This is a genomic window from Pedobacter sp. Leaf41 (genome assembly GCF_001422545.1).
Lineage (GTDB): Bacteria > Bacteroidota > Bacteroidia > Sphingobacteriales > Sphingobacteriaceae > Pedobacter.
In genome coordinates this window covers 1-13,458 of record NZ_LMLE01000007.1, presented here as the reverse complement: position 1 = coordinate 13,458, position 13,458 = coordinate 1, and the positions used below count along the sequence as shown (strand labels likewise).

12 protein-coding genes are annotated in these 13,458 nt (G+C 37.7%); 6 read left to right on the top strand and 6 right to left on the bottom strand.

Annotated features, from left to right (window positions below; translation table 11 throughout):
- Window positions 1–133 precede the first annotated feature (133 nt).
- Window positions 134–556 (top strand): nuclear transport factor 2 family protein, encoded by a 423-nt coding sequence (locus ASE92_RS10445; protein WP_056850400.1) that lies wholly within the window; start codon window positions 134–136, stop codon window positions 554–556.
- A 113-nt stretch (window positions 557–669) separates the two neighbouring features.
- Here the strand turns inward: ASE92_RS10445 and ASE92_RS10440 are convergent, their stop codons facing one another.
- From ASE92_RS10440 to ASE92_RS10430, 3 genes are all read right to left on the bottom strand, one after another.
- The gene (locus tag ASE92_RS10440; RefSeq protein WP_056850057.1) at window positions 670–1,074 is read right to left on the bottom strand and encodes a hypothetical protein; all 405 of its coding nucleotides are present in this window, start codon (window positions 1,072–1,074) and stop codon (window positions 670–672) included.
- Window positions 1,075–1,247: 173 nt separating this feature from the next.
- Window positions 1,248–3,809, bottom strand: a complete 2,562-nt coding sequence (gene topA / locus ASE92_RS10435) for a type I DNA topoisomerase (protein ID WP_056850056.1) — start codon at window positions 3,807–3,809, stop codon at window positions 1,248–1,250.
- Window positions 3,810–3,942: 133 nt separating this feature from the next.
- Window positions 3,943–5,013 carry a serine hydrolase gene (locus ASE92_RS10430; RefSeq protein ID WP_056850055.1) on the bottom strand — a complete coding sequence of 357 codons (1,071 nt, stop codon included), beginning with the start codon at window positions 5,011–5,013 and terminating at the stop codon, window positions 3,943–3,945.
- A 138-nt stretch (window positions 5,014–5,151) separates the two neighbouring features.
- On the opposite strand from ASE92_RS10430, the gene ASE92_RS10425 reads away from it, so the two are divergent.
- Entirely contained in the window at window positions 5,152–5,667 is a 516-nt protein-coding gene (locus ASE92_RS10425; RefSeq protein WP_056850054.1) for a glutathione peroxidase, read from the top strand.
- Between the two features lie 79 nt (window positions 5,668–5,746).
- Here the strand turns inward: ASE92_RS10425 and aqpZ are convergent, their stop codons facing one another.
- The 3 genes from aqpZ to ASE92_RS10410 form a co-directional block, all read right to left on the bottom strand.
- Complete coding sequence (gene aqpZ / locus ASE92_RS10420; RefSeq protein ID WP_056850053.1) at window positions 5,747–6,454, bottom strand: aquaporin Z; 708 nt, start codon at window positions 6,452–6,454, stop codon at window positions 5,747–5,749.
- A 276-nt stretch (window positions 6,455–6,730) separates the two neighbouring features.
- On the bottom strand, window positions 6,731–7,570 hold the full coding sequence (locus tag ASE92_RS10415; protein ID WP_056850052.1) for an MBL fold metallo-hydrolase: 840 nt from the start codon (window positions 7,568–7,570) through the stop codon (window positions 6,731–6,733).
- Window positions 7,571–7,615: 45 nt separating this feature from the next.
- A complete protein-coding gene (locus ASE92_RS10410; RefSeq protein ID WP_056850051.1) occupies window positions 7,616–8,059 on the bottom strand; it encodes a MarR family winged helix-turn-helix transcriptional regulator in 444 nt (147 codons plus the stop codon).
- 167 nt (window positions 8,060–8,226) lie between these two features.
- Between ASE92_RS10410 and ASE92_RS10405 the strand changes: the two genes are divergently transcribed.
- The 4 genes from ASE92_RS10405 to ASE92_RS20930 all read left to right on the top strand — a co-directional run.
- A complete protein-coding gene (locus tag ASE92_RS10405) occupies window positions 8,227–9,456 on the top strand; it encodes an MFS transporter (RefSeq protein ID WP_082455024.1) in 1,230 nt (409 codons plus the stop codon).
- 206 nt (window positions 9,457–9,662) lie between these two features.
- Window positions 9,663–11,492: a glycoside hydrolase family 2 protein gene (locus ASE92_RS10400; protein ID WP_056850050.1), complete on the top strand. Its 1,830-nt coding sequence runs from the start codon at window positions 9,663–9,665 to the stop codon at window positions 11,490–11,492.
- Between the two features lie 170 nt (window positions 11,493–11,662).
- Complete coding sequence (locus tag ASE92_RS10395) at window positions 11,663–13,129, top strand: glycoside hydrolase family 30 beta sandwich domain-containing protein (RefSeq protein ID WP_056850049.1); 1,467 nt, start codon at window positions 11,663–11,665, stop codon at window positions 13,127–13,129.
- A 170-nt stretch (window positions 13,130–13,299) separates the two neighbouring features.
- On the top strand, window positions 13,300–13,458 hold a 159-nt coding region (locus ASE92_RS20930; RefSeq protein WP_200926402.1), incomplete at its 3' end, for a mannonate dehydratase.

Sequence of the window (13,458 nt, the reverse complement as noted above, 5' to 3'; positions counted from 1 at the left end):
TTTTGCCCGCTTCGAACTATTATTTGTATTGATTTGCTTGAGACTTTTACACATTTGAACTTCCTTTAGCGTTTTCTATTTGTACTTTTCGTTGGATTTAGATAAGTTTACAAATCAACTAAAGAAACCAGATATGTTTAAGAGACTTCTTATTTTTTCCGTTCTCATTATGATAGTGAATTTTTCTTTTGCGCAAAAAAATGAAGTGGAGAATTCAGTAAATAAGCTAACAGAACTGATGATTACTCCCGATAGTTTAGCCTTAGATAAGTTGATTTTGAATAATTTAAGTTATGGCCACTCCAGCGGAAAAATAGAAACCAAACAACAGTTTATGCAATCGCTGTTGTCTGGATCATCTGACTTTGTTGATATTAACTTAACCGATCAAACGGTTACCATTCAGAATAAAACAGCTTTAGTGCGCCACACGCTAAATGCGAAAACCAACGATAAAAATGTTCCCGGAAATGTAAAATTAAATATCCTGCTGATTTGGAGTAAGGAAAAAGCAGGGTGGAAGTTACTTGGCAGACAAGCGGTTAAGGTGCCTTAGTTAGTCCAAAGTCTCTGGTCCGCAGTCTGAAGTCTTAGATTCAGATACTCTATCAATGGGTCTTTTTTATCAGCCAGGGTTTGATTAATGACTTCTGACTCAGCACTCACGACTCATTTGATCATCACTCCAGGTCTATTTACCAAAGGAATTTTAATCAAATTAGAATCGACAATACTTTCTGGAAGGAAAATAAATTTCTTATCGTAAATGGTTGAGCCGACATAATAGCTTAACCAATATTCATTCGTTAACCCGAAAACTTCGGGATCAATGGCTTCAACGCCCTTGAAATCCTGAGCTTTCATATCGCCAATGAAGTGCCTTAAAACAGAGGTTTTAACTTGTTTGCCATCTTTTTCGCCATACCCTTTTGAGCTGATTAAAACATTTGTAATCGGCTCGTTTTTTAAGTTAATAAGATAAACAGTCCAGTTTTTTACTTCTGGAGTTTCACTCATTAATACAACAGCCATTGCAATATCTTCAACTGAATTTTCTGGTAAATCGGCTTTCATTGAGATTAAGGATAAAAGAACAAGGAACAAAGACCATAGATTTTTAGGGTTTTACTTCTAATCTTTAGTCTTTGTTTATTATTTTTTGTTCTAAATTATTTTTTCTGGATAAAAGAACAAGGGCTATATATTTCTAAGGTATTTATCCTTAATTCTTATTTTTTATTCAAGGTTTACTTCTTACTTGCTACAGTTTTTTTCGCTGGAGCTTTCTTCTTAGCAGGTGCTTTTTTCTTCACTTCAAAAGCTTTGGGTACTTGTTCAACAATCATTTTTTTAATTACTTCCAAATCTACATCAGCCAATTCTTCAGTTGTATATTTTTGTTTAGTAGTTTCGTTGTTTCTTAATTTCAGCATCAATTTCCCAAAACGAATGAAGGGTCCCCAACGGCCATTTTCAATTGAAATTTTCTCAGCGTCCCAGGTTTTGATATAGCGGTTAGCCTCTTTTTCTACTTTTTTGCCAATTAGTGTTTCGATATCAGCTTGTGTTAAGTTATCGAAATCGTAACCTTTAGCGGGAATATTGATAAATAAATCGTTCCATTTGATGAAAGGACCAAAACGGCCCTTGCCTTTAGTTACACCTAAACCCTCATAGTAGGCGATAGGTGCATCGGCATCCATTTTCTCTTGGATAATTTGAACGGCTCTATCATAAGTAACAGAAAGAGGCTCTTCATTTTTGGGTAGCGAAATAAAAGCCTCGCCCCATTTAACGTAAGGTCCGAAACGACCAACACCAATCATTACCTCTTTACCTTCAAAATCGGGTAATTGCATTGGTAATTTAAACAATTCCAGTGCTTCATCTAATGTTATAGTAGCCACTGATTGGCTACGCATTAAACTAGCATAGCGTGGTTTCTCTTCTTCATCAAGCTCGCCAATTTGAACCAGCGGACCAAACTTACCAACCTTTGTGTAAACATTTTTGCCTGTTGCCGGATCCAGCCCTAATAAGCGTTCGCCTGTGGCACGTTCTGCAGTTTCTAAGGTCGTTTCAACTTCGGAGTGAAACGGATTGTAGAATGAGTGTAGCATTTTGGTCCATTCCTGCAAACCTTGGGCAATCTCGTCAAATTCTTTCTCCACTTTAGCCGTGAAGTTGAAATCTACAATTCCTTTGAAATGTTCAACTAAAAAATCATTTACCACTTCCCCAATATCAGTAGGGAAGAGTTTCTGTTTTTCAGCACCCGTAATTTCTAATTTTGTATCCTTGGTTACCTTTCCATCCGCTAAAATAATGGCCGTAAATTTACGCTGTTTACCATCTCTGTCTTCTTTAACCACATAACCACGATTTTGAACTGTCGAAATAGTTGGTGCATAAGTAGAAGGACGGCCGATGCCTAATTCTTCCAGTTTCTTAACTAAACTGGCCTCCGTATATCTTGCCGGCGGACGAGAATAACGTTCCGTTGCCTGCATTTCTTTTAAAAATAATTCTTGGCCTTTGGCTAAAGGAGGTAAAATTGAACCGCCTTCTTTTTCTTCGCCTTCTTCATCATCGGTAGATTCTAAATAAACTTTTAAAAAACCATCAAACTTCAAAACTTCTCCCTCTGCAACTAAATGCTCTTTTCTGGTAGATGCCGTAATTTGAGCAGTTGTTTTTTCGAATAACGCTTCGCTCATTTGCGATGCGATGGAGCGTTTCCAGATTAAATCGTACAAACGTTTTTCAGAAATATCGCCATCAACGGTATGTCGATCGAAATAGGTGGGACGGATGGCTTCGTGAGCTTCCTGCGCACCTGCCGATTTTGTTCTGTAGACTCTTTGTTGGTGGTACTTGTCGCCATACGCTGATTTAATTTCAGCGGCAGCAGCATTTAACGCAGTTTCTGATAGGTTTACAGAATCTGTTCTCATGTAAGTAATCTTTCCGGCCTCGTATAAGCGTTGCGCAACCTGCATTGTCCTTGCAACCGGGAAACCTAATTTACGGGATGCTTCCTGTTGTAGGGTAGAGGTGGTAAACGGCGCAGCGGGATTACGTTTTGCCGGCTTGGTTTCTAAACTAGTGATGTCAAACTTAGCCGAAGCACAATCCTGAAGAAATTTTTCTGCATCGGCTTCACTCTCGAATCGTTGGGGTAATTCGGCCTTAACAATCTCTTTTCCTTTACCTGTAGAAAATTGAGCAGTGATTTTATATGCAGCGGCAGCCTTGAAGTTTTGAACTTCTCTTTCTCTATCAACAATTAAACGAACTGCTACCGATTGCACACGACCTGCTGAAAGAGAGGGCTTAACCTTCTTCCATAATACAGGGGAAAGTTCGAAACCTACTAATCGATCTAAAACACGACGAGCCTGTTGGGCATTAACTAAATTATAATCAATGCTTCGTGGACTGTCTATTGCTTTCAAGATTGCCGGTTTAGTTATTTCATGGAAAACGATACGTTTTGTTTTTTCTACTTTCAATCCTAAAGTTTCAAACAGGTGCCAGGAAATGGCTTCTCCCTCACGATCCTCATCGGATGCGAGCCATACCATTTCGGCATCTTTAGCAAGTTTCTTTAATTCGGCTACCAATGCCTTTTTATCGGCAGGCACTTCATAGGTTTGGGCAAAATCGTTTGCAATATCAATCGCCATATCTCCCTTAGCTAAATCCCGAATATGGCCATAGCTCGATTTCACAAGGAAATCTTTGCCTAGGTAGCCTTCTATAGTTTTAGCTTTTGCGGGAGACTCGACGATTAATAAGTTTTTAGCCATGAAATAACGATTTTGTGCAAATAAAGCTATAATTAAAGTATAAATCCAAACTTGCGCATTATTTAATACAATTTTTTTTTGAATTTTTCTTAAAATTTAACGTCAGTAAAGCTTGATTGACCCAAATCATCACTTAATTTATCACAGCATTTATTTTTTGCCAAAGCGCATTATCAAATCCCGAAACGGCGAACGATGGATTGGCTGGGTCAGATGCATTACCCATACGTACGATCACCATACTTTGGCTCGGTATTACATAAACACGTTGGTCTGATGCGCCCATAGCAGCATACATATCACCTGGTGCATTCGTAACTAAACTGCCTTGAAAAATGCTTTGACTTCCCGGTATCATGTGACTCCCTTTACCATTTAACCACCATAAATAACCATAAGAAGGATTTATATTTTGTGATGTATTTGTGCTTTCAGAGAAGAAGGTTTCATTTAAAATTTGCTCGTTGTTCCATTTTCCCTTGTTTAAGGCTAACAAACCAAATCTGGCCATGCTTCTGGTATTGCTGTTATATATTTTAAAAATAAATCCGTCTTTCCAAAAACCATCCATACCTAGTTTATTTTTTATTTTGGTATTGAAATAGGCTTCAAAACTTTGCTTGCTTGCTGCAGAAACCACATCCATCAGTTTTTGAAAAACATTAGCATAGGCCCACCGATTCCCAGCATCAGCTACATAAGTCAATTTCGATTTGTCAACTAATTCGCTGCTTTCATCCAATCCTGATGTCATAGTTAAGAGGTGTTTTACGCTAATTAGATTTTCTTTAACGAGAGGTTCGCTGGTCCAACCCGTGCCTAGATACTGAGATACTGCATCGTTTAAGTTTAATAGGTTTTCTTGTTGGGCAATACCGGTTGCGGCAGAAACAAGTGTTTTACCGGCACTATTCCATTCCCAGGTGGCGTCTTTTGTATGGCCATTAAAATATTCTTCCAATACAATCCTTCCGTTAACTAAAATCATAAATGATTTAGAATTTTTCTCTGCAAGATATTTTTTTAAGTCCTCTACAGCATTTTGTTTCCAGCCGAGACTCGAAATCGATTTTGTTTCCCAATCGCTTGCATTCGTATGAGGAAAATACATGTGCTCAGAATTTGTCGGAGCTGGTTCATCAATTTTCTTTTTGCATCCGAGAAGTGATACAGATATAATTATAAGTATAAGTTTAATTTTCATAGCAACAAAGTTTGGTTCCTTGGTACGACATAGATTTATACTTTTGGTTTAATTTTGAGGATTATCATTTAATTTACATGCAAATCACATGAGTGAAAACTATTTGTGTCTATATTCGTATATAAAAACAAAAAAACAATGATCAATACTATCCTTATCCTATTAAACTTTCTGGTGCCAAATCCGCCAAAGAATGTTTACGATTTCAGCTTCAAAACTATTGATGGCAAAGAGGTCAAATTATCTAAATTTAAAGGCAAGAAAATTTTAATTGTAAACACAGCCTCCAAATGTGGATTTACGCCGCAATATGAAGATTTAGAAAAACTCCAAAAGCAATACGGCAAAAAAGTGGTGCTAATTGGCTTTCCAGCAGGAAATTTTGGTGGACAAGAGTTTTCTACCAATGCTGAAATTAAAGAGTTTTGCACTGGCAAATACAATGTATCTTTCATGCTAGCCGAGAAAAGCAGTGTAAAAGGGGATGATATTAGTCCGCTGTTTAAATATTTAACTTCGCAAACCAACACCGAAGAACAAGGTGATATTAAATGGAACTTTGAGAAGTTTTTGATAAATGAAAAAGGGGAGTTGGTTCACCGTTTCCGCTCAAAAACAAAACCAATGGATCAGGCGATTGTGAAAAATTTATAAAAGGCTGGAGGGTTGATGGTTGAAAAGCTCGATGGTTAGACCCTCGAGCTTATTACCTTCAACCTTCCACCATTTGCATCTAGCTCTTCTCTAAAACGCTTTTCCAAACTAATGCGCTCAATACTGCACCTACAATTGGTGCCGCAACAAATAACCATACTTGTTTCAAAGCTTCTCCCCCAGCCAATATCGCCGGACCAATGCTACGGGCAGGATTCAAAGACACTCCTGTGATTTTGATGCCTACAATATGAATGAGTACCAATGAAAGACCAATGGCTAAGCCTGCGAAACCACCATTGATATTTTTAGTAGAGGTTGCTCCAAATATCACCAACAAGAAAATAAAGGTGAATACAGCTTCAGCAATAAATGCAGCAGTAGAGTTATACTCTGCTAAATAACCTTTTCCCCAGCCGTTCGAGCCTAAAGCCCATTCTTTCATTTCAAAATTTTCCTGGTTACTTAAAATTAGATAGAGCAAACCAGCACCTGCAATAGCACCCAAAATTTGGGCAACAATATAATATGCTGCTTCTCCGGCCTTCATACGGCCAGCTACAACCATACCAATGGAAATTGCCGGGTTAATGTGACAGCCAGAAATGTGCCCGATCGCATAAGCCATCGCAACAACAGATAAGCCAAATGCAAAGGAGATACCGAGTAAGCCAACGCCCGTAGTTCCATCTGCACCGGCTATCACTGCGCTACCGCAACCCATTAAAACTAATACTAAAGTGCCTAGAAATTCGGCGCTAAATTTTGAGAATTTACTTGTCTCCATTTTATTTTTATTAAAAGATTAAAAAAAACAATAGGGGGAGATTTGGCTCAAATGTAAATTAAAAATTATGATTTTAAAATTAGGGCTTTATTTATTCTGAATTAAAGCGGTTTGGAAAGAGAAAGGGGCTTAAATCCTTAAGCCCCGAATAAACCAAACAAACTATTTATGAAGTATATAGATAACCAATAGCTCAAAAAAAAGTTTGAAAAAAAATAAGATTTTACTATTTTGCTTTGAGAGATTTTTTGTTAAGCCTATATAAACTCCATTTTGTTAACCAAATAAGTTTAGCTGATCAGGAACGTATTCCGTTGGGTTGAAATGGTATGTAGGTTTTTGAACATTGTTATTATTTACGTAAAATAACGGAGTTTCCTGATTACGCGATGCTACCTGTACAAACGTTTCTCCGGCTACGTTTTTGAAAATTTCTTCAACTAAAACGGGGTTATTATTATCTTTTGAAAGGTGACTAAGCAATAGGTGGGTCATAAAAGCAGGCTTATGATTCTGAAAAAGCTCAAGGGCCTGTGTGTTGCTTAAGTGCCCGTGGCCACTTGTAATTCTTCGCTTTAAAAAATAAGGGTAGCTTCCGTTGGCGAGCATGTTGGGACAATAATTTGCCTCTAAAAATGCTGCATGGCAGGTTTTGAACTGCGTAATCAATCTATCGCAAATGGCGCCAATATCAGTAAAAACGCCAACCCGCACATCATTGCATTCTATAGTGAAGCTATACGGATCTGCAGCATCATGAAATTTAGAAAAAGCAAGAATGTTTAATTTGCCAATTTTAATTTCTTGTAAATGAGAAATAGTGAAAACATTATCTTCAATTAAAGTCAGCTTGCTGCTCTTATAAGTGGGCAAACTAATATAAACCGGTAGCTGATATTTCTTTGCAAAAACGCTTAAACCTTTAATGTGATCAGTATGTTCATGCGAAATGAAAATGGCCTTGATTTTTTTTAAAGATAAACCGAGCCGATTGATTCGGGTTTCTACTTCTTTACAAGTCAATCCGACATCTACCAAAACGGCTTCGTCATCGTTACCAATGTAATAACAATTGCCGTTGCTGCCCGAATTTATAGAGGTAAAATATAATGCCATTTTGAACCTGCAAGGTACGGCTTATTTACATAATCATAAAGTAAATTATACCCTTGCGCCATTATGTTCTACCAAACGAGACAGTAAAGGGAGAAAAGCTTGTATAAGCATAATCTCTTCTGATGAGAAAATCTTTTCCATCGTTTGTACCAGCCACTCTTCTTTAATTTTTCTTGTGGCGATGATATGTTTTTCGCCCAGTTTAGTTAAGCTGATAAAAGTTTTCCGTTTATCGTCTGCACTTGGTTGGCGTTCAACACATTTCGCCTCTACCAACCGATTGATGATTTGAGAAATTGCCTGCTTAGAAACCCGTTCCAAATCTGCCAGCTCGGTAGATAACATTTTACCATGCTGTTCCAGTAACGACATCGTCAGTAATTCAGCATTACTAAATGACGAACTCACATTCTGTTTCCGCAACTGTCTAGTTAAACGGGTAACGGTGCTTCTTAATTTAGCGGCAATTTCTTGAGTTTCTGTTGGCATTTTTAGTAAATAAGCTTTACAAATATACGGTAAATATTAATCTATTATTCTATCCTGATCCAAAATAATGTTTCATTTATGATTTTAAAATGATTAAATATTTTATTTTCAATTTCTTGTATCCCTTTTAAAATCTTACTTTTGTAAAGTTACTTTACTATTTAAATATGGGTATTTTTCGTTCATTAAAACACTACAATTATAGATTATTCTTTACAGGCCAAGCCATTTCATTGGTGGGTACCTGGATGCAGCGTGTTGCGGTAAGTTGGTTGGTGTACCAAATCACCGAATCTGCATTTTTACTGGGTTTAATTACTTTTTTGAGTTTGATCCCATCCTTAGTTTTGGCGCCATATGCCGGGAGTTATGTGGATAGACATAACAAGTACAAAATCTTAATGATTACTCAGGTCATCTTAATGCTTCAAGCTGGAGCGCTTGCGGTAATGATTTGGTTTAAAGTTTATGATATATTTTGGATTGCTGCTTTATCGCTTGTTCAAGGCCTGGTAAATTCGTTTGATGTGACTGCCCGACAATCGCTTATGGTTAATTTGGTAGAGGACAAAGAAGATTTACCAAATGCTATTGCGCTTAACTCTTCGGTTTTTAATGCAGCCAGATTGGTTGGGCCAGCTTTGGCAGGAGTAATTTTAAGTGCCCTGGGAGAGGATATGTGTTTTTTGATTAATTTCCTCAGTTTTATCGCGGTAATCGTTTGTTTAGTGATGATGAAATTGACACTACAAGAGCACCCAAAATCAAGAGAAAATATATGGGTTGATCTTCGAAAGGGTTACGATTATTTAAAATCGTCGCCAGATTTAGCATCAATGATTTTAATGATGGCAGCGTCAAGTTTGTTAGTCATCCCATTTACAACCTTATTACCTGTTTTTGCAAAGGATATTTTCAATGGAACAGCCACCACTTTCGGCTGGTTTGAAAGTGCTGCAGGTTTCGGTGCCTTTTTCGGGGCAATTTATATGGCCACACTCAAGGTGAATCAAAACTTACAAAAAATAGTGATGGTTTCAGGCATCCTGCTGGCTGTTTCGGTAGTGGCGTTGGCCATTAGTCCTTCGTTAGTTTTAGCATTAATCTGTACAGGTTTGGCTGCGCTGGGTTTAATGGCGCAAACCTCATCAATAAATACTTACTTGCAAACGCATGCTGATGATTTAATGAGGGGAAGAACCTTGAGCTATTACATTATGGCTTATCAGGGCGTTTTACCAATAGGAAGTTTGCTTATGGGGTATCTTGCACATCAATTTGGTACACAAACAGTTGTAGCTTTCGAGGGCCTAGCCGGGTTGCTTATTGTTGGTGCTTTTATTTACAATGAGAAACATCGAAATGCGATTAAAAAAGATGCTATTTCGCTTACGTAAACAAAGGAAACTTCCTCGTAGAAAACTTGTTACCTTGTTCTTTTAAAATCAAATCCAACTCAAAGCCTTTCAAATAATTCGATATATTTGGCATTGTTATTTGCATTAAATTATCTTATGGGGGGTAGCTTAATCGTCTAAAAATTGCTTTTTTACATTCCGAAAGCATGATAGGTATGTGCTGCTACCCTAAAAATTAAATCATTATGCCCAATTTAAAATTTAGAGTTCTTTTACTTCTATTTACGCTTCTTTCATCTATTTGCTTCTCACAAGTCAGTTCGATACAAAACATTCAAGGTAGAAATATTCAAAGTCTAAACGGCAAGTGGAATTATATTATCGATCCCTATGAAAATGGATACTACGATTATCGTCATCAGCCGTATGATCAATCCAAAACAGGAACAGGCGGTTTTTTTGACGATCGGGAACAGAAAGATAAATCTGAATTGATAGAATACAATTTTACTGGTTCTCCCCAAATGAATGTGCCCGGTGATTGGAATTCGCAGTCGGAAAAACTGGAACTTTATGAAGGCACAATTTGGCTGCGTAAAAGATTTGATGCCAAACCAGAGAAGGGTAAGAAATATTTCGTCTATTTTGGAGCTGTTAATTACGAAGCCCATGTATATTTAAATGGTAAAAAACTCGGTGTGCATAAAGGGGGTTTTACGCCTTTTCAATTCGATGTAACCAATAAATTAAAAACTGGCGAAAATTCACTCGTTGTGAAGGTTGATAATACCCGAAGGCCGGATGAAATTCCAACTGTAAATACTGATTGGTGGAACTACGGGGGCATCACACGAGAGGTGTATTTAGCTGAATTCCCTGATCATTTTATCAGCGATTATAAATTGCAGCTGGTAAAAGGAAACAATAATTTGATTAGTTTTTCTTTAAAATTATCAGATGCCACTGCTGGGCAAGATATCACACTATCAATTCCGGAATTAAAGCTTGAGAAGAAATATAAAACAGATAGTGAAGGAAAAGTTAATGATGAATTTACCTGGAACAATTTAAGTTTATGGTCGCCTGAGAGCCCGAAATTATATGCTGCAAACATTAAATCTGACAAAGAAAATATCGATGATAAGATTGGTTTCAGAACGATAGAGGCTAAAGGCGATAGCATTTTGTTAAATGGGAAATCTGTTTTTTTGAGGGGAATTTCGCTTCATGACGAAAATCCTATACTGGCAGGACGCCTGCGTTCTGATGGAGATATGCGAATGATGCTGCAATGGGCAAAAGATATGAACTGCAATTATGTTCGGCTGGCACACTATCCTCACAATGAAAAAATGCTCCGCTTGGCCGATGAAATGGGCTTAATGGTTTGGGCTGAAGTACCGGTTTATTGGACCATCAGCTGGACGAACCCAGCCACCTATGCCAATGCCAAGCAGCAGCTTACAGATTTAATTGTCCGTGATAAAAACCGGGCAAGTGTAATTATTTGGTCGGTTGGTAATGAAACGCCATTAAGCGATGCCCGTTTAAGTTTTATGAGTAATTTGGTAGAAACTGCCCGCACTTTAGATGACACTCGTTTAATAGCAGCTGCACTTGAGGTGCATCGCGACGGAAACACCATGATTTTAAATGATCCGCTCGGCGAAAAAATTGATTTGGTAAGCTTTAATGAATACGCAGGTTGGTATTTCGGCGGTGTGCCAAGTGAAATTACAAAATACGATTTCAATATTAAATATAATAAGCCAGTGGTAATAAGCGAATTTGGTGGCGATGCATTAGCGGGTTTCCATGGCGATGAAAATACACGTTGGAGCGAAGAATATCAGGAAGCATTGTACAAAAATCAAATTACGATGTTGAGCAAAATAAAATCATTAAGAGGGATTACCCCTTGGATTTTAACGGATTTCAGATCGCCGCGTAGGCAGCATCCAGTGTACCAAAATTTTTGGAATAGAAAAGGCCTTATTTCTGAAACTGGCGAAAAGAAAAAAGCTTACTTCGTATTGAAAAATTTTTATGGTGAAATGCAGGAGAAGTATAAGTAACAATCCAGCCTAATATTCATAGATGTTGATACCTAAATAGTTATCTTAAAACGTTTAAAATAATAAGTAATAATTATCATTTTGTGACTTTAGTGAATCTTTTATTCGGAAATTCGAAGTTTCAAATGAATGACAGCCAAACAAACGGCTGTTGATTTAAAAAATATAAAATGAAACAAAAACTAAGTATCCTATTGGTTTTAGCAACTGCATTTACAGCAGCTGCACAACAAAAAAAATCTAGTCAAACAGTTGAAAAGTATAACATTGGGAATAAAAAAGTAACGGTTTATACTACCGCTGAAAAAACCGACTATCGCATAAGCAAAACAGAAACTTTAAATTTTGTAGAGAATAAGCAGCCTTTTGAAACAGAGCCGACTATTTTTGTAGATCCTACAATTAAGTATCAGACTCTGGTAGGCATTGGTGGAGCACTTACTGATGCTTCTGCAGAAACATTTGCCAAGCTTTCTAAGAAAAATCAGCAAGAATTACTGGCAGCATATTACAATAACGATAAAGGTATTGGTTACACTTTAGCCCGTACCAATATAGCCAGTTGCGATTTTTCGAGCGCAAGTTATGCCTATGTTCAGGATAATGACAAAGATTTAAAAACATTCAGCGTTGCGCATGATGAGCAGTATAAAATTCCATTAATTAAGCAGGCAACTGCTGCTGCCGGAGGAAAGCTAGCGCTTTATGTAAGTCCGTGGTCGCCGCCAGCTTGGATGAAAGATAATAACAGTTTAATTAAAGGTGGACATTTACTGCCTCAGTATCGCCAAAGTTGGGCCAACCACTATGTAAAATTCATAAAAGCCTATGAAGCTATGGGCATGCCAATTTGGGGTTTATCTGTTCAGAATGAGCCAATGGCGAAACAAATCTGGGAATCTTGCGTGTACACAGCAGAGGAAGAACGTGATTTTATTAAAAATTTTTTAGGTCCAACTTTGCAAAAATCAGGATTGGGTAGTAAAAAGTTAATCGCTTGGGATCACAATCGTGATCAGATTTTCCAAAGAGCAAGCACGATTTTAAACGATAAAGAAGCTGCAAAATATGTTTGGGGAATTGGGTTTCACTGGTATGAAACATGGACAGGCAGTGGAATGCAGTTCGGAAACGTTCGCCAGGTGCATGAAGCCTATCCTAATAAAGCGTTAATTTTTACTGAAGGATGTAAAGAGAAGTACGATGTGAATAAATTGGACGACTGGACTTTGGGAGAACGCTACGGTTACTCAATGATTAACGATTTTAATGCGGGTACAGCTGCTTGGACAGATTGGAATATTTTGTTAGATGAAAATGGAGGTCCAAACCATGTAGGCAACTTCTGTTTTGCTCCGGTGCATGCAGATACCAAGAATGATAAGTTGATTTATACCAATGCCTATTATTATATGGGGCACTTTTCTAAATTTATTCGTCCGGGAGCGAAAAGAATAGGTTCTGCTTCTAGTCGTGATCTATTACAATCTACGTCGTTTTTAAATGCCGATGGTAAATTAGTTGTTGTGGTGATGAATCAATCGGATGAAAAGCTAAAGTACAGTTTATGGATAAAGGGTATGGCAGCAACAACAACTAGCTTGCCGCATTCCATCGCTACATTAGTGGTAGAATAACGACATAGAAAAACTAATAGCAGAAATATTCAGCAACGGTTGTCGATCAAAGACAATGTTGTTATGCTAGCCGGAGTTTTAGGCGAAAGATATATCTACCGTCTTTCCGCTGTGTGAGAATATTACCGTTGATGGGGGGTAGTGCTTTTTCGGGAGTTTAAATTATGGAAATGAAATATAAAAAACTGGAACAAACCTGGCGCTGGTATGGTCCGAACGACCCGGTGAGTTTGCAGGATGTTAAACAGGCCGGTGCAACCGGAATTGTAACTGCTTTGCACCACATTCCACACGGCGAGGTTTGGCCTTTGGAAGATATCAGGGAACGC